Origin of the sequence: Polymorphobacter fuscus (assembly GCF_011927825.1) — a bacterium.
GTDB classification, from domain to species: Bacteria; Pseudomonadota; Alphaproteobacteria; order Sphingomonadales; family Sphingomonadaceae; genus Sandarakinorhabdus; species Sandarakinorhabdus fusca.
This window is the reverse complement of the sequence record NZ_JAATJI010000001.1, coordinates 1,681,898-1,703,718: the sequence shown is the minus strand read 5'-3', so window position 1 is coordinate 1,703,718 and position 21,821 is coordinate 1,681,898. Positions and strand designations below refer to the sequence as shown.

General features: G+C 66.6%; 14 protein-coding genes and 1 tRNA gene. 9 read left to right on the top strand and 6 right to left on the bottom strand.

Annotated elements, in window-relative coordinates; translation table 11 throughout:
* Positions 1-44: 44 nt before the first annotated feature.
* The 5 genes from GGQ62_RS08105 to GGQ62_RS08085 all read left to right on the top strand — a co-directional run bounded on the left by GGQ62_RS08105 (position 45) and on the right by GGQ62_RS08085 (position 3,935).
* A complete protein-coding gene (locus GGQ62_RS08105) occupies positions 45-1,115 on the top strand; it encodes a succinylglutamate desuccinylase/aspartoacylase family protein (RefSeq protein WP_167649532.1) in 1,071 nt (356 codons plus the stop codon).
* Positions 1,116-1,149: 34 nt separating this feature from the next.
* Positions 1,150-1,224: transfer RNA gene (locus GGQ62_RS08100), tRNA-Thr, on the top strand.
* A 25-nt stretch (positions 1,225-1,249) separates the two neighbouring features.
* Positions 1,250-2,536, top strand: coding sequence for an MFS transporter (locus tag GGQ62_RS08095; protein ID WP_167649531.1), 1,287 nt, complete (start codon positions 1,250-1,252; stop codon positions 2,534-2,536).
* Entirely contained in the window at positions 2,536-2,877 is a 342-nt protein-coding gene (locus GGQ62_RS08090) for a TIGR04076 family protein (protein ID WP_152578437.1), read from the top strand. The genes GGQ62_RS08095 and GGQ62_RS08090 overlap by 1 nt, the downstream gene beginning before the upstream one ends.
* Complete coding sequence (locus GGQ62_RS08085) at positions 2,874-3,935, top strand: aldo/keto reductase (protein ID WP_152578436.1); 1,062 nt, start codon at positions 2,874-2,876, stop codon at positions 3,933-3,935. Before GGQ62_RS08090 ends, GGQ62_RS08085 begins: the two co-directional genes overlap by 4 nt.
* A 48-nt stretch (positions 3,936-3,983) precedes the next feature.
* Here GGQ62_RS08085 and GGQ62_RS08080 read toward each other — a convergent pair whose 3' ends face one another.
* Entirely contained in the window at positions 3,984-7,265 is a 3,282-nt protein-coding gene (locus GGQ62_RS08080) for an amidohydrolase family protein (protein WP_167649660.1), read from the bottom strand.
* A gap of 217 nt (positions 7,266-7,482) precedes the next feature.
* Between GGQ62_RS08080 and GGQ62_RS08075 the strand changes: the two genes are divergently transcribed.
* Entirely contained in the window at positions 7,483-10,344 is a 2,862-nt protein-coding gene (locus GGQ62_RS08075) for a TonB-dependent receptor domain-containing protein (RefSeq protein WP_152578435.1), read from the top strand.
* Between the two features lie 192 nt (positions 10,345-10,536).
* Here the strand turns inward: GGQ62_RS08075 and GGQ62_RS08070 are convergent, their stop codons facing one another.
* Both GGQ62_RS08070 and GGQ62_RS08065 read right to left on the bottom strand, forming a co-directional pair.
* Positions 10,537-11,988, bottom strand: coding sequence for a KAP family P-loop NTPase fold protein (locus GGQ62_RS08070; RefSeq protein WP_152578434.1), 1,452 nt, complete (start codon positions 11,986-11,988; stop codon positions 10,537-10,539).
* Between the two features lie 79 nt (positions 11,989-12,067).
* Entirely contained in the window at positions 12,068-13,771 is a 1,704-nt protein-coding gene (locus GGQ62_RS08065; RefSeq protein ID WP_152578433.1) for a DUF885 family protein, read from the bottom strand.
* Between the two features lie 147 nt (positions 13,772-13,918).
* Here GGQ62_RS08065 and GGQ62_RS08060 point away from each other — a divergent pair, with 147 nt between their 5' ends.
* Genes GGQ62_RS08060 through GGQ62_RS08050 form a run of 3 tightly spaced genes read left to right on the top strand, consistent with a single transcriptional unit; the run spans position 13,919 to position 19,345 of the window.
* Positions 13,919-14,692 carry an ImuA family protein gene (locus GGQ62_RS08060; RefSeq protein ID WP_152578432.1) on the top strand — a complete coding sequence of 258 codons (774 nt, stop codon included), beginning with the start codon at positions 13,919-13,921 and terminating at the stop codon, positions 14,690-14,692.
* Entirely contained in the window at positions 14,646-16,115 is a 1,470-nt protein-coding gene (locus tag GGQ62_RS08055; protein WP_152578540.1) for a Y-family DNA polymerase, read from the top strand. Before GGQ62_RS08060 ends, GGQ62_RS08055 begins: the two co-directional genes overlap by 47 nt.
* Entirely contained in the window at positions 16,112-19,345 is a 3,234-nt protein-coding gene (locus GGQ62_RS08050; protein ID WP_152578431.1) for an error-prone DNA polymerase, read from the top strand. The genes GGQ62_RS08055 and GGQ62_RS08050 overlap by 4 nt, the downstream gene beginning before the upstream one ends.
* On the opposite strand, the gene GGQ62_RS08045 is transcribed toward GGQ62_RS08050, so the two are convergent.
* From GGQ62_RS08045 to folE, 3 genes are all read right to left on the bottom strand, one after another.
* Complete coding sequence (locus GGQ62_RS08045) at positions 19,339-19,977, bottom strand: beta/alpha barrel domain-containing protein (protein WP_152578430.1); 639 nt, start codon at positions 19,975-19,977, stop codon at positions 19,339-19,341. The two genes, GGQ62_RS08050 and GGQ62_RS08045, sit on opposite strands and share 7 nt — an antisense overlap.
* Positions 19,978-20,041: 64 nt before the next feature.
* A complete protein-coding gene (locus GGQ62_RS08040) occupies positions 20,042-20,623 on the bottom strand; it encodes a urate hydroxylase PuuD (RefSeq protein ID WP_152578429.1) in 582 nt (193 codons plus the stop codon).
* Between the two features lie 445 nt (positions 20,624-21,068).
* On the bottom strand, positions 21,069-21,683 hold the full coding sequence (gene folE, locus GGQ62_RS08035) for a GTP cyclohydrolase I FolE (RefSeq protein ID WP_152578428.1): 615 nt from the start codon (positions 21,681-21,683) through the stop codon (positions 21,069-21,071).
* Between the last annotated feature and the right edge of the window lie 138 nt (positions 21,684-21,821).

Here is a 21,821-nt window from a genome sequence, read left to right as displayed (position 1 = left end):
TCGGCGCCCCTATGGTGGCGCCGGTTCGACATCGAGGATTTTGCGTGAAGGTCATTTTCGCGGCGCTGGCCGTGTTGCTTGCCAGCCCGGCGTTCGCTGCCACCGAACGCGTCGGCAGCCTTGACGGCGTGCCGATCATCGACCGGCTCGATGTCGCCGACCTGCCCGCCGGCACCACCCAGCGGCTGTGGTTCCGCGCCGGCACCTCGGCACTGGCGCAACCCTGGCTGGTTCCGGTCATCGTCATTCGCGGCGCCCGGCCCGGCCCCAGGCTGCTGCTCACCGCCGGCATCCATGGTGACGAACTCAACGGCATCGATGTCATCCACCGGCTCGCCTCGATCGACCCCGCCACGCTCGCCGGCACGCTGACGATGGTGCCGGGGCTCAACACCCCGGGCCTGCTGCAGTCGGTCCGCGAATTCACCCCCGGCAGCAGCCGCAGCGCCCCCAATCTCAACCGCGCCATACCCGGCAGCGATGGCGGCCGCGGCGTGGAGGATTATGCCGGCCGGCTGTGGTCGCGGCTGCTGCGCCCCAATGCCGACCAGGCGGTCGACCTCCACACCCAGTCGCGCGGCACCGCCTATCCGCTCTACGCCTTTGCCTCCACCCCGCGCACGCTGGCAATGGCGCAGTTGATGGCGCCCGACATCATCAAGCTCGATCCCGGCGAAAAGGGCACGGTCGAAAACGAGATGGTCCGCGCCGGCGTTCCCGCCATCACCCTCGAACTCGGTCGGCCCGAAGTGTTCGACACCGAACAGGTCGGGCGCGGCGTCGGCGGCATCGTCAACCTGATGCGCGAGATGGGCATGATGACGGGTCCCGTCATCGCGCGATCGCCGATCACCTTCGTCGGCAACAGCCTCGCCGTCGCCCGCGTCCCGCGCAGCGGCTTCGCCGTGCTGCGCGTCAAGCTCGGCGAAGCGGTGACCAAGGGCCAGGAAATCGCCATTGTCAGCGACGCCTTCGGCCGCGTCACCGACAGCGTCACCGCGCCGGTCAGCGGCCGGGTATCGGCCATCGCCACCGACCCGCGCGCCGAGCGCGGCGACATGGTCGCCCGCATCATCTGGCAGTCCGACGACCCCAAATGCGCGATGGGCTGTTGATCGCGGCGCCGGTTGACGATAGCGGGAATGCGTCGCCGGATTAGCTCAGCGGTAGAGCAGCGGTTTTGTAAACCGAAGGTCGGGGGTTCAATCCCCTCATCCGGCACCACCGATATCATCCGTGGCGGGGGAGCATGACGATCATACCCCGCGATGCGGCGCCCTATCCTTCGCCGGCGCGCGCGTGGACGACGGTCCTCGTCCTCTTCCTCACCGCCGTCCTCGCCTATACCGACCGGCAGGTGCTCAGCCTGCTCGTCGATCCCATCAAGGCGGAGCTCGGCATCGACGATACGGGCATGAGCCTGTTGCTCGGCACCGCCTTCGCCGTCATCTACGGCATTGCCGGCATCCCGCTCGGCATCCTTGCCGACCGCCGCTCGCGCCGCAACCTCATCCTCGCTGGCGTGGCGATCTGGAGCCTGGGCACGCTGGGCTGCGCGGTCGCACCCAGCTTCGGCTGGTTGTTCGCCGCGCGCATCGTCGTCGGGCTGGGGGAGGCGGTGCTGTCGCCGGCCGCGATCTCGCTGATCAGCGACAGCTTTGCCCCCAACCGGCGCGGCACCGCCGTCGGCGTCTATTTCACCGGCATCGCCATCGGCGTCGGCGGGTCGATCATGATCGGCGGCGCCGTGCTCGATATCGTCGGGCGCGGGCTGTTCGCCGGCACGTCGCTGGCGGACTGGTCGCCGTGGCGCCAGGTGCTGCTCGCCATCGGCGCACCCAGCCTGCTCTGGGCGCTGGTGCTGCTGGTGGTGCGGGAACCCGTCCGCCGCGACGATGTGGTCGCCGATGGCCCGGACGCCGTCGCCGCACCGACCGGCTTGTGGACGGGCATCGCGCCCGTCTTCCTCATCGTTGCCGTCGCCTCGATGGTCGACAATGCCGTCGGCGCCTGGGCGCCGTCGCTGCTCATCCGCCAGTTCGGCGTCGATCCAGCCACTGTCGGCGTGCAACTGGGGTTGCTGCTCGTGCTCGGCTACGGCGGCGGCATGCTGGCCGGCGGCATGCTCGCCGACCGGTTCGCGCAGTGGCGCGGGGCGCGCGGCAAGATCGAACTGTGCGGCCTTGCTGCCATTGCCACCCTGCCGGCGGCGATGCTGATCAACAGCGCCAGCCTGTCGGCGGTGATGACGGCGATCCCGGTCTATTTCGCTTTGTCGGCTGTCGTCACCGCCTCGGGCCTGTCGGCGATCCTCGACGCCACCCCCAACCGCCGGCGCGGCCGGGCGATGGCGATCAGCTTCTTCCTCAATGTCGCCATCGGCGCCGGCATCGGCCCGACGCTGGTGGCGCTGGCGGGGCAGCATGTTTTCGGCGCGGGCGCAGGCCTCGGCCCGGCGATCAGCCTGACGGTGATCGCCTCCTATCTGCTGGCGACGCTCGCGCTGCTGCCCGCCATCCGCGCCCGGAGACCTTGATGACCGACGACAGCTTCGACCTGTACGACCTGCGCGTCGAAGTCGTCGCCCCGCCGGGTGCGCGCCTCTACTGCTCGGCCCAGGCCGGGGACTGGTTCGAACTGCGCGGCGAAAACCTGTTCCTGCCGGAGGGCCAGGGCTTCTCCATCTATTCGCTCGCCGCCGTGCTGCCGCTGCTCGCCGCCAAGCAGCGCCAGACTCACGACAATGACTGGATGACGACCGATGCGGAGGTCGCCTGCCCCGACCCCAATTGCCCGTCGCGCCTGCGCATCACCCGGATCGGCACCCGCCGTTTTCACCACGCCGACACCACCGCCACGCGAAAGCCCGACGCATGACCTTCACCGAACGCTTCGACATCGCCCCTGATGCCAATATCTCGCGCGTCATCCGCGGCGGCTGGCAACTCGCCGGTGACCATGGCGCCGTCGACGCCGCCACGGTGACCGACGACCTCGCTGCCTTTTACGACGCCGGCATCACCACCTTCGACTGCGCCGACATCTATACCGGCGTCGAAACCATGATCGGTGACTTTCGCGCCGCGCTGCTCGATCGCCGCGGCGCCGATGCGCTGGCGCGGCTGCGCGTCCACACCAAATTCGTCCCGGACCTTGCGCTGCTGCCCCATATCACCAGCGCCGACGTCCGCCGCATCATCGATCGCTCGCTGACCCGGCTGCGCACCGACCGCCTCGACCTCGTCCAGTTCCACTGGTGGGATTACGACCAGCCGCGCTATCTCGACACCGCGCGCCACCTCGCCGACCTCCAGGCCGAAGGCAAGATCGGCCTGGTCGGCGGCACCAATTTCGATGCCGGCCATGTCCGCGAAATCGCCGACGCCGGTGTTCCCTTTGCCACGCTGCAGGTGCAATATTCGCTGCTCGACACCCGCCCGGCCGGCGCCCTTGCCGACGTGTGCGGTCCGCTCGGCACGCATTTCCTCTGTTATGGCGCGCTCGCCGGTGGCTTCCTCACCGATCGCTGGCTCGGCCAGCCCGAATCGACCGCGCTCACCAACCGCTCGCTGGTCAAATACAAGCTGATCATCGACGATTTCGGCGGCTGGGACCTGTTCCAGGCGCTGCTCGCGACGCTGCGCCGGGTCGCCGACCGCCACAGCGCCAGCATCGCCAACATCGCCGCGCGCCACGTCCTCGACCTGCCTCTCGTCGCCGGCGTCATCGTCGGCGCCAGCCATGCCCGCCACCTGCCCGACACGCTGCGCATCGGCGATGTGCGCCTCACCCCGCAGGATCGCGCCGACATCGACACCGTGCTCGCCCGGCGCCAGGGGCCGACCGGCGAAGTCTATGCGCTGGAACGCGACCGCACCGGGCGGCACGGGTCGATCATGAAGTACAATCTCGGCGACGCCCCGGCGCGGGCGTAAGGGCCTCCGGCGGGCAGGGGCTGAGCCCCTGCACCCCTTCGGACGGGCTTAGTGGCTGTGTCCCGCAGCGATCGCCTGCGACGACACGCTGCCGTTTTCCCCCGCCGCCTGCCACCAATAGGGCGCCCGTTTGCGCGTGCCGGTGCCGACCTCGTTCAGCGTCGCTGCATCATACATCCGCCCACCGAGCATCACGGCATTGACCTTGTCGCTGTTGCGGATATCGACCGTCGGATCGGCGTCGAGCACCACCAGGTCGGCCAGCTTGCCGACTTCGAGCGAGCCCACATCCTTGGCATAGCCCAGCGACGTCGCCGGCATGATCGTCCCGGCGCGCAGCGCCTCGATGGGCGTCCAGCCGCCGCGCACGAACGACCATAGCTCCCAGTGCGACCCCAGCCCCGCCTGCTGGCCATGCGCGCCGATCGACACCTGAACGCCGCGGTCGGCGAGCTTCTTGGCTTCGCGCGCGCTGGCGCCGTCGACATAATCGGCCTCGTCGATCATCTCGCGCCGCACATTCTGCGCTGCGAGCAGCGCCGGCGGCGCGTGGCGCGACAGCAGCGGGTGTTTCCACACGTCCATGTTCTGGCGCCAATAGGGGTCGCCGCCGGGGCCACCGAAGGTGACGACCAGGGTCGGGGTGTAATTGGTCTTCGACTGCGCCCAGAAACTGACGAGATCGTCATAGAAAACCGCCAGCGGGATATTATGCTCCACGGTCGAATTGCCGTCGGCAACGAGCGTCACCCCCTGGGTATAGAGCGAGCCGCCCTCGGGGACGACCTCCATCCCCTCGCGCTGTGCCGCCGCGACGACCATCTGGCGCTGGTCGCGGCGCGGCTGGTTGTAGTTCTTGACGCTGTGGGCGCCCTCCGCCTTCAACCGCCGGACATGCGCCAGCGCATCGTCGATGCTGTTGATCTCGGCATAGACGTCGGGTGCCTTGGCGCCATAGATCACCTCGCCGGTCGAAAAGGTCCGCGGCGCCAGGATCTTGCCGGCGCGCTGCATCTCGCCCGCCACGAAAATCTCGGCGGCGCGCGACGACGGGTCGTGGATCGTCGTCGTCCCCAGCGCCAGATTGGCCATTGCCGACCAGTTCTGCTGCGGCACGATATCGTCATCGCCCTGCGGCCCATGGGCGTGGGCGTCGACCAGGCCGGGGATGATGGTCTTGCCGGCGACGTCGATCGTCTTCGCGCCGGCCGGAATCGCCACGCTGCCGCGCGGGCCGATCGCCACGATGCGGTCGCCGCGGATGACGATGACGCCATCGTCGACGATGCCGCCGTCCGTGTCGGCCATCGTCACCAGCCGCGCGCCGGTCAGCGCGATCGTCGCGGTCGGCTTGTCGGCCGCGACCTCCATGCCCAGCGCAACGCCGGTCGTCGGTGCCGTGAACTTCGGCGCCCCTTCCGCTGTCGGCGCACTGCCGAACAGCGCCGCCGTATCGGCGCTGAACAGCGTCGGGCCGTTGCTCCAGTGCAGCCGGGTGCCATTGTTCGACCAGTTGAGGAAGTCGGCGCCATCGCCGCTGACGCGGGTGACGGGCAGGGGCCCACCCTTCTGGTCGGCGGCGACGTCCTGCGTGCCGGGCAGCAGCGGCATGACATAGGCCTGGTAATTCTGGCGGAAGGCGACGAACTGGCCATCGGGCGACACGCGATAGTCGGTGATCAGGTCGCCCGTCGCATGGACGCGCTTCGCCTGACCGCTGAGGTCGGTGCTGACCAGCTGGCGCTTGCCCTTTTCGGACTGGATCATGAACAGCCGGTCGCTGTCGGCGCCGAACTGCGGCTCGCCGCCCTCGCGCGCCACCAGCGTCGCCGCGCCGCCGCCCGCCGCCATCCGGTAAATGCCGGGATTTTCCGACCAGCGGCCCGAGGTCAGATAGCCACCCTTGCCGCTTTCGAAGACGATCGCCTTGCCATCGGGGGCAAAGCGCGGCCGGGCATAATGGCCGGGGTGCGCCGTTAACGTCTTGGCCGTCCCGCCACCGGCCGCAACGCTGCGCACCTGCCCCAGTCCCGCGTCGGTCCAGCCGACAAAGACGATCGTCTTGCCATCGCGCGACCAGGACGGCCACAGCTCCAGATCGTCGGCATCGCCCGTCACCAGCCGCTGCGGCGTGCCGCCGGCCACCGGCTTGGTCCACAGCTTGCCCAATGTCTCGAACACCACGGTGCGGCCATCGGGCGATACGCTCGCCCAGCGCGGCATCCTGGTCGTGAACCGGTCGGGCGCCACCTCGACCTGCGGGTGCGTTGCCTCGACGATGGTCCGGTTGTCGTCGATGCGGAACGGGATGTCGCGCACGCCGCTGCCATCGGCGCCGATGCTGCGGATCTTGCCGCCGGCCCAGAAGACGATGCGCCCGCTGTCGGGCGTCCACGCCATGTTCGGATAGACGCCGTTGACCGCCCAGGTTTCCTGCACATCCTGGTCGAGCGCATCATATACCTTGCGCTCGGTGCCCGACGTCAGATCTTTCACGTACAGCTTGGATTTCGCCCGTTCGCGGCGGACAAAGGCGATGTAGCGGCCATCGGGGGAGGGAGTCGGCCGCACCGCACCACCGGCGCCGGTCACTGCCTTGGTCACTTCCCCGCTGTCGAACTCATAGCGCTCGATGTCGAACAGGTCGGTGTTGCTGTTCTGGGCATATTCGAAGATCGGCCCCGGCGTGACGTTGCGCGTGTAGAACAGGCTCTTGCCGTCGGGCGCATAGATCGGCTCGCCCAGCTCCTTCTGCAGCTGCTCGCTGGCGCGCTTGACCAGCGGCACCCCGGCCCCGCCCGAGACATGGTAGAGCCAGACTTCGCCGGTGCCGAGCGAGCGGCCGGTGGTGAAATGCTTCTTGGCGATGATGAAGCGGCCGTCGGGGCTCCAGCTCGGCTGGTTGAGCAGGCGGAAATCCTCTTTCGTCAGCTGGCGCTTGTCGCTGCCATCGACATTCATGATCCAGATATTGTCGCCACCGCCGCGGTCCGACGTGAAGGCGATGCGCTTGCCATCGGGGGAAAACCGCGGCTGCTGTTCATAGGCCAGCCCTTCGGCGATGCGTGTCGGCGTGCCGCCGGTGATCGGCATGGTGTAGATGTCGCCAAGCAGGTCGAAGGCGAGGGTGCGGCCATCCTTCGACACGTCGATGTTCATCCAGCTGCCTTCCTCGACCCGGATCGGCACGCTGCGCGTCGTCATCCCGGGCGGGGCATTGACGTCCCATTTCGGCGGCTTGGCCGGTGTCGCTGCCGCCGCCCCCGCGACAGGCTGGGCGAGGGCCGGAGCGGCAAGAACGACCGCAAGCGCGGTGGCAGCGCGAAACATCATGCAGCGAAACTCCCATTGCTGTTCCGCGACATAGGTCGGGACCGCGGCGCGGTCACCGCCTAATTTCGGTTGGCCGGACACCGCTTCCGACGACGTAACCACAGTTGCAAATTTGTTACAGCTGTGACCGAAACGAGCACGGCCGTGAGAATATTGTTGCGCTGCAACAGGTAATCTGGACAATTTCCTTGCACGCAAACAGGGGAAACAGGCCATGCAGATCAAATCCATTCTGGCAGCAAGTGTCGCGTTCGGGGCACTGTCCACCGGCGCCGGCGCCCAGACCACCACCGCCGCAATCGCTGCCGATGGCGATACCGATGCGATCATCGTTACCGGGTCGCGCATTCGCCAGGATCCGCTGGCGCAAAGCTCCCCCGTCATCGTCGTCGACCAGACGTCGATCGCGCGCACCGGCATTTCTTCCATCGCCGACATTCTGCAGCGCTTGCCCAGCGCCGCCGGCGGCCTCAACACCCGCGTCAACAACAGCGGCAACATCGGCAACCCGCCCGATGGCGGCGGCGTCGGCGCCGGTTCGGCGAACATCGACCTGCGCTATCTCGGTGCCAAGCGCACGCTGGTGCTGGTCGACGGCATCCGCTTCGTCAGCGGCACCTCCGCCAGCGGCATCCCGGCCACGGTCGATCTCAACACCATCCCGGCCAACATGATCGAGCGTATCGAAGTGCTCCAGTCGGGCCAGTCGCCGCTCTACGGGTCGGACGCCATCGCCGGCGTCGTCAACATCATCACCCGCGAAAACCAGGAAGGCCTGCAACTGTCGGGCCAGTTCGGCACCTACCGCCAGGGCGACGGCCATACCCAGGATTACCAGGCCAGCTATGGCATCAAGGGGCCGACGACCAGCGTCGTGTTCGGCGCCAGCTACGTCAAGCAGGAGTCGGTGCGCACCGCCGACCGCTCGACCTCGCAATTCCCCAACCCCGGCCAGACCAGCTGCGGCGATCCCATCGGTGGCTGCAGCAGCGCCATCCCCAATGGCCGCTTCACCGTGCTCGGCCTGCCCAACCTGACGCTGAAGGCCCCGGTCCCCGGCCGCCCCCGCTTCGATGCCGCCAACCCCACCGGGCCGAACAGCGATTTCCGCGCCTTCACCACGGGGGATTCGTTCAACTTCGCGCCGCTCAACTATTTCCTCACCCCGTCCGAACGCTATGGCGGCTGGATCAGCGCGAAGCAGGAGCTGAGCGAAAGCGTCAACTTCCGCGTCAAGGCGCTATACAACCGCCGCAATTCGCAGAACCAGGCCGCCTTCCTGCCGCTGTTCGTCGGGCCGGACGCCGGCAACGGCAATCTGCTCGATACCATCTCGATCGACGCCACCAACCCGTTCAATCCGTTCGGCGTGACGCTGTCGGCCGGCAAGCCCGGTGAAGCCCCCGCCAATTATTCGACCGTCCGCCGCCGCCTCAACGAGGCCGGGCAGCGCACCTATACCCAGCAGGTCGATACCATGTCGCTGACCGGCGGCTTCGATGGCTCGTTCGATGTCGGCGGCCGCAAATGGTATTGGGATGCCAATGCCGTGATCGGCTTCAACAACGCCCGCCAGCTGTTCACCGGCAACGTCAACGCCGCCAAGCTGGCACAGGCGCTGGGGCCGGTGTCGCTGTGCACCGGCGAATGCGTGCCCTTCAACATCTTCGGCGGCCTGGGTTCTGTGACGCCCGCCATGCTGTCCTTCGTCGGTTTCGATGAACGCAGCCGCAGCAGCCAGGAACTCCAGGACTATACCGCCAACCTCAGCGGCGACCTGTTCGATCTGCCCGCCGGCGCTGTCGGCTTCGCCGTCGGTTACGAACATCGCTACCAGAAGGGCACCTACGACCCCGATCCGATCATCGTCGCCGGCCTCGGTTCCGACATTCCGTCGCAGCCGTCGCGGGGCGCGTACAATTCCGATGAAGTCTATGGCGAATTGCGCGTGCCGCTGCTCGCCGACAAGCCATTCTTCCAGCTGCTCGAAATCGATGGCGCCGTCCGCCACGCCAATTATTCCACCAGCGGGTCCAGCACCACCTACACCGGCAGCGGCCAGTGGAAGCCGGTCGACGACCTGCTGCTGCGCGCCTCCTACGCCACCGGCTTCCGCGCGCCGAGCATCGGGGAACTGTTCGGCGCTGCCTCGCGCAGCGACGCGCCGATCGACGACCCCTGCACCAATGTCGCCGGCTCGCCGTGGCAAACCTCGGCAGCGGTGCGCACCAACTGCATCGCCAACGGCGTGCCGGCCAACGGCAGCTATCAGGAACCCAATGGCGGCCAGGTTTCGGTCACAACCGGCGGCAACACCGCGCTGCGCCCGGAAAAGTCGCGCACCTGGCTGTTCGGCGGCGTCTACAGCCCGGTCTGGGCGCGTGAAAGCGGCTTTGCCAGCGTGCTGAGCCTGGAGGCCAATTACTACGACATCAATGTCACCGGCGCGATCGCGCCGATCGACGCCGCCATCACCCTGCAGCGTTGCGCCTTCGGCGGCGAAGCGCTCAGCTGCTCGGCGATCAGCCGCACCCCCAACGGCCTCATCACCCGCGTCAACGGCCTGCTGCAGAACATCGGCGAAGTCCGCACCAAGGGCATCGACGTGATGTTCAACTATCGCAGCCGCGCCACCTCGGCGGGTGCCTTCGGCCTGTCAGTGAACGGCAACTTCCTGCTCAAATATACCGAAAGCACGCCGTCGCAGAACGGCTTCACCGTCACCGATTACCGCGGCAAGACCCGCGGCTTCCCCGACCAGTCCTACCCCAAGTTCAAGGGCATCGCGATTGTCGACTGGCAGATCGCCGACTTCGGCGCCGCCTTCACCGGCCGCTATATCGATGCGGTGTTCGAAGCCGATGGCAAGAAGCTGAAGGGCACTTTCTACGGCGACGTCCAGCTGTCCTACAATCCGTCGTTCCTCGACAAGCGGATGGCCTTTACCGTCGGCGTCAACAACGTCTTCAACCAGAACCCGCCACCGTGCTTCAGCTGCACCGGCCCCAACTACGACCCCACGACCTATGACGTGCCGGGGCAGTTCGGTTATTTGCGGATCAGTTACAAGATGTAGGGGTCGGCGGTATGCGACGGGGGGAGGAGGCTCGGAGCTCCTCCCCTAATGGTGATCAGTGCCATAATTAGGATCGCAATGCTTGAGAAATGAGGGAGCTACATACTGACTGAAGGTCACAGCGAGAACGACCCACTATCCATCTTCAATCAGGAAAATATTACAGCAATTGTAGCGACTTATGAAAATATATCAGTTAGTGTCAAAACGGGCGACTGTCGAAATCAACTCTTGGTAATTCGCTGGATCCGCTAAGCGCAAGCTTTTTCCCTTTGCATAGCCTCTTAAAGTAAAAACCAAATCGACTAAGTGATCATATCTATTGTTCATAATGCGCGAAAGCGAAATGTCTGATTCGACAGAATAATCAAGCATCCTTGCCGCATAATCTTCAATAGTCCAGCTATCAAAATCTCGAGTATTTTCATTATAGCCCAAAACAAAGTGAGGTTTAATGACCGCTGGGATGGGTGTATTAGACCTCAATACTATCCCGCAAATTAGCGGCATAAGCAGTCCAAGATGGAGTGTCGCATCTCCAGTCAACGCTAGTGAGATATGTAGCATTTCGAAAGCGCGGAATGCATCTCTAGGTGCAACTCCAAACGCAGCAAGATATAGGGTAATTGCCTCGCTAGGAGGCAATGGTGGAACTCGCTGGCCGGGCACGTTCGTTGCCGTCAGTAACGGCGATTGCAGTCGTTTTACATCAAGGGATAAGTCACGCATCGCTTTGTCGACCAACTGCGCCAGCGAGACCGACTTTAGCGAGTAACGACGATGAATAAAACGACGGAGGTAATCACTTGCAACGAATCTTGCGCCATAAGCCTTCGCTACTGAGTGCGCGAGTTGATCACCGTGCATGCCGAGCACAAAAACAACGCCTCTTGCATCAAAAAGATGCTTGACTTCTTCCAACAGCTTGATTGCATATGTCGGACGACATCGGTCAAGTTCATCTATAATTATGACGATTGGCGGATGCGTGTCGACTTGATCGAGCGCCTCAACAACCGCTTCCAAAGCCTTTTTGAGTCCATCGATGGCAGCGCGTCCTTTTCGGAATGTCGCGATACGTGCATCCATGACGGCTTCGCCTGTTTTCAGGCCTGCGAAGATTTTGTCTGGGATATCCTCCCCTGCTTTTTTGGCAGCTTCGTTCGCAAAATCTCTCTCAAGTTGCTCAGGGGTGAGTAGTTGATGCAACTCGTCGGCTGCAACTTGAGTGATCGCTAAACCGATTACTCGCCGGACGGCGCCGCCTGCAGCGATTTTGAGCACGTCGCCTGCCTTTGCACGCAGGTTTGCCATCCGCTCTCGGATCGCTGGTGACTTCTCGACATATTTCTCTAAGGCGTCTTCAAGTGTCGCGGCTATAGCTGTGAGAGGTTGATCCTCAAGATCATCGCGCCACGCGTCGACGTAAGCGACGGGGTGGTTCAATGCGAGTTGATCCGCGAGCTTTTGAAGAAAGAACGTCTTACCCTCGCCATACCCCGCATCGATTGCGATCACATGGGCATGGTCGCCCACAGATAAACGCGGCCGGGCTGCGACGCATTCTATGTAGCCAATAAGGGCAGCAGCCTCAGCCTTCCTGTCAAGTAGGTCATCGGCCCAAATTTCATCGACGCTTGGCACTTCTCAAACTTCCCTCTTTCGAGTCGGAGGGCCCCTCCGCCATGCCTTTGAATTCCCAGAAAATCGGATGGCGATCAGCTCACCGCGGTCCCGCTGCCGGCACCAGCTCCGCCTCGATTAGCGGCACCGGGATGACTCCCGCGTCCATCACCCGCCCGATCACGTCGCGCATCACGAACGGCCGCCCGGCGCGTTCATCGGCGTGCGACACGGCTGCGAGCAGCTGGTCGAACTGCAGCTTGCCGGTGACATAGCTCGGGCCATAGCCGGGCTGGCGCGCATAGAGCAGCTGTTCGAAGCCGACGAGGCGGCTATCGGGGTCGGACCAGCCGCGCGGGGTCCATTCGGCGTGGAATTTGCCGGCCTGGTCGAGGTTCATCTCGTTCGACTGGACATACAGCGACGCCAGCCCGCGCGCCGCGCGGTTGGCGAGCATGATCCACACCAGCTCGCGGCCGTGCGGAATATCGTCGTACAGCCCGGCGTGCATGAGGATCTCCTCATAGGCAGTGGCAAAGCCTTCGGACCGGTTCGAATATATGGTGAACAGCGGTGGCACCCGGCGGATCGGGCTGGCGTGCGGCGCCTCGCGCATCCGCGCCAGGTCGATCCAGTGGGTGAAATGCGACATCAGCGGATAGGGGTCGCCGGCGGTGACATGATCGAAGAAGTTGCGCTTGTCCGGCGCCACGAAATCCATGCCCTGGTTGGCGATCGCTGTGCGTGACCAGGGCGCGTCGGGGATCAGGCCGGTGTCGGCGAGGAACTGGCTGAACTTGGCCTGCCGTGCCTTCAGCAGCGTCTGGAACGCAGCAGGGTCGGTCGCCGGGCTGGCCGGCGGCAGGTCGCGGTTGCGCACCTCCTCGATGCGCAGCGCCGCGATCGAACGGTCGAGCTCGCGGCGCAGCAATGCCACCTGCGCGTCCCAGTCCCAGGGCAGCAGCTCGACATTCTTCACATACCAATTGTAATTTTCCTTGCCGATCCCGGTGGCGCCCGTCTTCTTCGGCGCCTCGGCCGCGACCCAGCGCGCGAAGTCGTCGGTGGCGGCCCTGGCATCGGCAATCGCCTTTTTCAGCTGCGGGCTGGCGCCGGTCATCACCGCCGGGATCGGGCCATCGAGCGTGCGCATCACCAGCGTGCCGTCGCCCAGCTTGGCCAGCGTCTCGCTCTGTTCCTCGAAGGCGCGGCTGCCGTATTTCCACAGGTCGCGGGCGTTGCCCCCGGCCAGATTGGCCTTGGCCGCCGCCAGATTGGCCGGCACCGCGGCGAGCAGCGTGGTCAGCCGGCGCGCATCGGCGGCGTTCAGCGGATATTTGAACTCGTACAGGTTGATGTTGGGATGGGCATAGGGGCCTTCGTGCGCCGGCACGTCGCTCCAGTCGGCAAAGACATTGGCGTAGAAACTCGGGTCACGCGCCCAGGGGGTGAGCACCCGCAGGTCGAAATCGAGCCCGTTCATTTCGGCCTCGACCAGCTTGTAATCGGTCTGGGCGGCGATGGGCCAGCCGCTGCGGTCGATCGCCGCCAGCCGCTGGCGATAGGTCTTGAGGCCATCGCCGAGTCGCGCCATCGCGGCGGGGGAATAATCGGCGCGGCCATCGGCCAGTTCGGGCAGCAGGGTGCGCCGCCAATCCTGGAACAGGCTGGCCAGCGCCGGATAATTGGCCGGCATCGTCGCCGCCGCGGCCGCCGCCGGGGCCTGTGCCAGGGCCGGCATCGGCACCATGGCGGTACCGGCATAGAGCATTGCCGCAAAACCAAGAATCCGCCGTGTCATCATGCCCCCGATATGTCGATCGCCCGCGTGCCGGGCCGCAACGATAGTGCGGGGCGGGGGCAGCCAGGTCAATCACCCTGCCGCAGGGCCGCGCTTGCCCGCTTGACTCGCCGCAGGGGAACAAGGTTAGTAGAACAAAATAGGAACATCATGCCGCGTCCCGCTCTCCCTCCCGCCGTGCTGAAGGCGCTGCTGCCCGCCGTTGGCAGTGCGGCGGCAGCGCAGCCGGCGGTGACGATCGGGTCGGCCAATGTCGATGCCCGGCTCGGTGGCGGGCTGGCGCGCGCCGCGCTCCACGAGGTCTTTGCCGCCGATGCCGATGATGCCAGCGCCGCCGCCGGCTTCACGCTGATGCTGGCGCTGCGCGCCGGGGTCGGCAAGCCGGTGATCTGGATCCGGGAGGATCGCGGCGAGCGCTGGCAGGGCCGGTTGCACGCGCCGGGGCTGGTCGAACTCGGCGCCGATCCGGGCACTATCCTGCTCGTCACCGGCGTCGATGCCCTCGCCGTGCTGCGCGCCGGGGCGGATAGCGTCGGCTGCGGCGCGCTGGGGGCGGTGGTCATCGAACCCTGGGCCAAGGCGCCGCTGCTCGACCTGACGGCGTCGCGCCGGCTGGCGCTGGCGGCGGCGCGGTCGGGGGTGCTGACCCTGGTGCTGCGCGCCGGCGCCGATCCGGGGCCCAGCGCCGCTGCGACCCGCTGGCGGGTCGGCGCCGCGCCGTCGCCGCCGCTGCCGGCGATGGCCCCTGGGCGGCCGGCATTCGATATCAGCCTGTTGCGCCATCGCAGCGGCATTGCCGGGTTCGATGCCCGGGTGGAGTGGGACCGTGATCGACGAAGCTTCTGTGACCCGGTGCTATCTGGGCGTCTTCCTGCCGATGTTGCCGGCCGAACGGCTGCTGACCTCGGGCGGCGCGCCGCCTGATGCGCCCTTTGCCCTGGTCGAAACCCAGCGCGGCGGCATCCGCCTCGTCGCCGTCGACGCTGCCGCCCAGGCGCTCGGGCTGGCGCCGGGGCTGACGCTCGCCGATGCCCGCGCCCGGGTGCCCGAGCTGGTGGCGATCGACCATCAGCCCGCCGCCGACGCCGCGCTGCTCGGCTGGCTGGCCGATGCCTGCGACCGTTATTCACCCTCCGTGGCGACCGACCCGCCGCAGGGGCTGGTGCTCGACATCAGCGGCTGCAGCCACCCCTATGGCGACGCCGCCGGCCTCGCCGATGACCTCGCACGGCGGCTGGCGCGCCACGGGCTGACGGCGCGGCTGGCGACCGGCGACACCCCCGATGCAGCGCTGGCGCTGGCGCGCTTCGGCGCCGAAAATGTCCGCGCCCTGCCGGTTGCAGCGCTGCGCGTCGATGCAGAGGCGCATCTGGCGCTGCGCCGCGCCGGGCTGCGCACCATCGGCGACTTGGCGGTGCGCCCGCGCGCGCCGCTGGCGGCACGGTTCGGCACGGTGCTGCCAACGCTGCTGGCGCAAATGCTGGGGGAGGCCGACCCGCACATCGTCCCGCGTCGCACCCCGCCGGCGATCAGCGCCGAAGCGCGGCTGGCCGAACCCGTTGCTCATAGCGACCATGTCCTGCAGATCATCGATCGGCTGGTCGTCGATGCCGGTCGCCAGCTGGTGGCGCGCGGGTGCGGCGGCCGGCGGTTCGACGTCGCGCTGTTCCGCGCCGATGGCCATGTCGCGCGATTGGGCATCGAAACCGGGGCGGCAACGCGCGACCCGGCAGTGCTGGCGCGGCTGTTCCGCGAACGCATCGATGCGCTTGCCGACCCGCTCGATCCCGGCTTCGGCTATGACCTCATCCGCCTCGCCGTGCCGGTGGTACTGCCGATGGGGATCGAACAATTGCGCCTCGATGGCGGCGCCGTCGGCGATACCCAACTCGCGGCACTGCTCGACCGGCTCGGCACGCGGCTGGGGCGCAGCCGCGTCCGCCGCCTCGCCGCCGGCGACAGCCATATCCCCGAACAGGCGGCATTCGAGCTGCCGATCGGCGATGCGCCGCCGCCCATCGCCTGGCCGGCCCCCGAACCCGGCGAGCCGCCGCTGCGCCCGCTCCACCTCTTCGACCCGCCGCAACGCATCGAGGTGCTCGCCGAAGTCCCCGACGGCCCGCCCCGCCGCTTCCGCTGGCGCCGCGTCCAGCACGACGTCACCCGCTTCGAAGGGCCGGAACGCATCGCCGCCGAATGGTGGCGCCGCCGCGACGGCCAGGGGCTGACGCGCGACTATTACCGGGTCGAGGATGCCCGCGGTCGCCGCTTCTGGCTGTTCCGCCACGGGCTTTACGGGACCGAAAAGCCCGACCCCGCCTGGTATGTCCACGGCCTGTTCGCATGACCATGCGCTTTGCCGAACTCGCCGCCGCGACCAATTATTCCTTCCTCCATGGCGCCTCGCACCCGTCCGACATGGTCGCCGAGGCGCTGGCGCTGGGCCACACCGGCATCGGCATCGCCGACCGCAACACCGTCGCCGGCGTCGTCCGCGCCCATGTCGCGCTGCGCGATGCGGTGGCGGCGGCCGGCACCGCGATCGACTTCCGGTTGGTCGTCGGCGCCCGGCTGGTGTTCGCCGATGCAACCCCCGACATCATCGTCCATCCGGTCGACCGCGCCGGCTGGGGGCGGCTGACGCGGCTGCTGACGCTCGGCAATCTGCGCGCCGAAAAGGGCGGCTGCACGCTGTTTTTCGCCGATCTGAAGGCAGTCGTCGCCGGCATGGCGCTGATCGTGATGGGAAGCGACAGCAATAGTCATCGGGGCGTCCTCGAATCCCTCCACCGCCGCAATCCCGGCCACACCTGGCTCGGCGCGACGATGCACCGGGGCGGGCGCGACCGGCGGCGGCTCGCGGCGTTGCAGGCGCTGTCCGCCGCCACCGGCGTGCCGCTCATCGCCGTCAACGCGCCGCTCTATGCGACACCCGGCGACCGGCCCCTGCAGGACGTGATGACCTGCATCCGTGAAAAGACCACCATCCACGCCGCCGGCCGCCGCCTCGCCGCCAATGCCGAACGGCATCTGAAGCCGGCGGCGGAAATGGCGCGGCTGTTCGCCGGCGCTCCCGAAGCGATCACCGCGACGCAGGACCTGCTCGCGCAGATCCGCTTCAGCCTCGATGACCTGACCTATGAATATCCGCATGAACCGGTGCCGCCGGGGTGGACGCCGATGGGCTGGCTGATCCGCCTGACGATGCGCGCCGCGCGCGACCGCTATCACCGCCAGCGGTTGCCGGCGAAGGTCCGCGCCATGCTCGCCGACGAATTCATGCTGATCGCCCAGCAGAACTACGCCTTCTACTTCCTCACCGTCCATGATCTCGTCGCCTTTGCCCGCGCACAGGACCCGCCGATCCTGTGCCAGGGACGGGGGTCGGCGGCCAATTCGGTGGTCTGCTTCCTGCTCGGCATCACCTCGGTCGATCCGGTCGCGCACAACCTGCTGTTCTCGCGCTTCGTCTCCGCCGATCGCAACGAGCCGCCCGACATCGATGTCGATTTCGAACACGAGCGCCGCGAGGAGGTGATGCAATATATCTACCGCCGCTATGGCCGCCACCGCGCCGGCATCGCCGCCACCGTCGCCCATTACCGGCCGCGCAGCGCCGTGCGCGAAGTCGGCAAGGTGCTCGGGCTGAGCGAGGACATCACCACCCGGATGAGCTCGACCGTCTGGGGCAGTTTCGCCGCGACAATGGACGAGCGCCGCATCCGCGAAACCGGCTTCGACCTCGCCAACCCCGACATCGCCCGGCTGACGACCCTCGTCGGCCGGCTGCTCGGCTTTCCGCGGCACCTGGGTCAGCATGTCGGCGGCTTCGTCCTCACCCAGGACCGCCTCGATGAAACCGTGCCGATCCACAACGCCGCGATGGCCGACCGCACCTTCATCGAATGGGACAAGGACGATATCGATGCCTTGAAACTGATGAAGGTCGATGTGCTGGCGCTCGGCATGCTCACCTGCATCCGCAAGGCCTTCGACCTAATGCGCGACCATGGCCTTGGCAACCACACGCTGGAGGTCGACCTGATGGCCGACGATCCTGTGGTCTATAACATGCTGTGCAAGGGCGACAGCATCGGGGTCTTCCAGGTCGAAAGCCGTGCCCAGATCAACATGCTGCCGCGGCTGAAACCGCGCAAGCTCTACGACCTGACGGTGCAGGTGGCGATTGTCCGGCCGGGGCCGATCCAGGGCGACATGGTCCACCCCTATCTGCGCCGCCGCGCCGGCATCGACCCCGTCGAATATCCGTCGCCCAAGCCGCCGCACCCGCATGACGAGCTCGAAACCCTGCTCGGCGCCACCTTCGGCGTGCCGCTGTTCCAGGAACAGGCGATGAAGCTCGCCATCGTCGCCGCCGGCTTCACCCCGTCGCAGGCCAACCAGCTGCGCCGGTCGATGGCGACCTTCCGCCATGTCGGCGGCATGGACCGGTTCCGCGAAAAGCTCGTCGGCGGCATGACCGCGCGTGGTTACCAACGCGACTTTGCCGAACGCTGCTATGCCCAGATCGAAGGCTTCGGCAGCTACGGCTTTCCCGAAAGCCATGCGCTGTCGTTCGCGCGGCTGGTCTATGTCTCGTCGTGGATCAAATGCCACCAGCCGGCGGTGTTCGCCTGCGCGCTGCTCAACTCGCAACCGATGGGCTTCTACGCGCCGGCGCAGATTGTCCGCGACGCGCGCGAACATGGCATCACCGTGCTGCCCGTCGATGTGAATGCCAGCCACTGGGACAACAGCCTGTCCGGCCCGGCGCTGCAACTCGGCCTGCGCCAGGTCGACGGCTTTCGCGAAATATGGGCCGAGTCAATCGTCGCCGCCCGGCCCTTCGACAGTGTGGAGGCGCTGGCCCGGCGCGCAAGGCTGCCGGCGCGGGCCCTGCGGCTGCTCGCCGACGCCGATGCCTTTCGCTCGATCGCGCTCGACCGGCGCCAGGCCCTGTGGGACGTGCGGCGCACGCCGGCCGATACGCTGCCGCTGTTCGCCGCCGCCGATGCCCGCGAACTGGCGGCGGAGGCCGATGTCGCCTTGCCCGAAATGACGCTGGGCGAACATGTCGCCGCCGATTACCAGACGCTGCGGCTGTCGCTGAAGGCGCATCCGATGGCGCTGCTGCGCCCGGTCTTCGCCGGCGAAGGCGTGCTCAGCTGCGCCCAGACGGCGGCGGCGCGCGACGGCCGGCGGGTGAAGACGGCGGGCGTCGTGCTGGTCCGCCAGCGGCCGGGCAATGGCAATGCCATCTTCATCACCATCGAGGATGAAAGCGGCGTCACCAACATCGTCATCTGGGCGCGGCTGTTCGAGATTTACCGACGCGCCATCATGGCATCGCGGCTGATGGTCGTCGAAGGCACCATCCAGCGCAGCCCGGAAAATGTCGTCCACCTGATGGCGACGCGGATCATCGATCGATCGGAGGAACTGTCCCGGCTGTCGGACACCCAGGCCACCCGCACCGCCCCCGCCCATGCCGACGAGGATCTCCACCCCGGCTATCCGCAGACCCATGGCCACCCGCGCAATGTGCGGGTGCTGCCGCGGTCACGCGACTTTCACTGATCGCGCTCGGCCGCCATTGCCGCGACCAGCCGCGCCGCCGCTGCGCCCATGTCGTCGGTCGTCATCCCCGGCCCGAACATCGCCGTGCCGATCACGAAGCCATCGGCGCCGGCCGCCGACCAGGCACCGATCCCGTCCGCGGTCATTCCGCCCATGGCGAGCAGCGGCACGGTGCGCGGCAACACGCTGCGCAGCGCCCTGACCACCGCCGGCGATCCGGCCTCGGCGGGGAAAAAGCGCAAGGCATCGGCCCCTGCCGCAATCGCCGTCATCGCTTCGCTGGGGGTGAAGATGCCGGGCACTGCCGCCAGGCCCGCCGCCACCGTTTCGGCGATGATCGCGGCATCGGTGCCGGGCGAACCGACCATGCCGCCGCCGGCAGCCACGACGCGCTGGACGCTGTCGATATCGAGAACACCGCCGGCGCCGATCATGATGTTGTCACTCGCCAGCGCCGACAGTCGGGTGATCGATTCATAGGCATCGGGGGTGGTCAACGGCACTTCCAGGATATGGATGCCGGCGGCCACCAGCGCTTCCCCAGCCGCCACCACTTCATCGGGGCGCACACCGCCCAGCACGGCGATCAGCGGGCAGGCCGCGAAGGCGGCGTCGAAAATGGCGTGAGTCATGATGTCATCCCGTCGTGCCGCATCGGCCAAATGCCAACGCCTGCCGCAGCCGCCCGGTTGCCGGTCAGCCGAGGACGCCGCGCGTCACCATGCAATAGAGCATCGGGAAGCTGAGGACGAAATTGGTGCGGCTGAACAGCATCGCCGTCTTGCCGGCCTTGGCCTTGGCATCGGCATCCGCGTCGACCAGCCCCAGCGCGATCTTCTGGTTCGGCCAGATGAACATCCAGACATTGGCGGCCATGATGATGCCCAGCCACATGCCCAGCCCGATGTTGCGATAGCCTTCCTGGAAGGTCAGCGCCTCGACCAGATATTGCTGCTGCGGCGCGCCGGCGATGGCAAGGCCGATGACCATGGTGGCGAGCGCCGACCAGCGGAACCAGAACAGCGCCTCGGGGGCGATATAGCGGGTGATGCCGGGCTTCAGCTCGGCCGGCACCTTGGGCATCGTCGGGATCTGCACGAAGTTGAAATAATAGAGCAACCCGATCCAGACGACGCCGACCAGCGCATGGAGGAAGCGCAGGAAGGCGTTGACCCAGTTCAGGTCGAGCGCATTGCCATTGAGAATGACAATCGCCAGCGCCAGCAACACCCCGCCGAGCAGCAGCGATCGATTGAGATTGCCGAGAATATTGGCCATGCCGGTCGCGCCCCCTGAAAACCTGTCGACCCGGCTATAGGCGGTGAACCCGCAATTGTTAAGCGCGGCACATGTCCGCATTCCCACGCCGAAACGGGCATGGCGATGACAACCTCGGACCATTTGCTATCAACACCTTCGACGGCACGCGCCGGCCTGGCAGCCGGCGTCAATCCGTCGTCAGAAGGAGGTGTTTGTATTGACTGTATATGAAGTTGCGATGGTCGTGATCGCGTTCGCAGCACTGGTGGTTTCGATCATCAAGGCTGCGCGCGGCTAACGGCCAGGGGCGGGCGGCTGGCACCGCTCGCCCCAAAAGATTGGGCCTCGCCCACTGGCATGGACGAGGCCCAGAAGACGATGCGTTGACTGCACCGAAGTTGCCCAGTGTCATTACGCCGAAAAGGCGCAAAATGCAATCAGCCCCGGTTCGTGAACCTGGCTTCTAACCCTTGCCCATCAGTGCCAGCACTTCCTTGCGGCTGCGGTCGTCCTCGCGGAACACGCCCATCATCCGGCTGGTGGTCATGGTCACGCCGGCCGTCATCACGCCGCGGGCCGACATGCAGGCATGGGTGGCTTCGATGACGACTGCGACGCCGACCGGGTCGAGGTGCTTCTGGATACAGTCGGCGACTTCCGCCGTCAGCCGCTCCTGCACCTGCATGCGCTTGGCAAAGCCCTGCAGTACCCGCGCCAGCTTGGAAATGCCGACGACGCGCTTGTTCGGCAGATAGGCGATATGCGCCTTGCCGATGATCGGCGCCATGTGGTGCTCGCAGTGCGACTGGAACGGGATATCGCGCAGGATGACGATCTCGTCATAGCCGCCGACTTCGCCGAAGGTCTTGGAAAGATGGACCCCGGGGTCTTCCTGATAGCCGCGGAAATATTCGCGATAGGCCCGCGCCACCCGCGCCGGGGTTTCCAGCAGCCCTTCGCGATCGGGGTCGTCGCCGGCCCATCGGATCAGCGTGCGAACGGCGTCTTCGGCTTCGCTCTGCGGAATCGGCTCGACATGCGGCGCCGGGGCGGCGGCGCCGTAATCATCATCGTCCATCTGTTCGTCCCCATTGTTTCGCGTGCCGGTTTCGCACGCTCGTTTCGTGTGGGCGATCAAATGAGGGCGAGCGCAGGGCTGTGCAACCTTGCAAGTGTCGCAGGCGGCAGAAAGCGCCGGCGTGGAAACGTCCCGAAC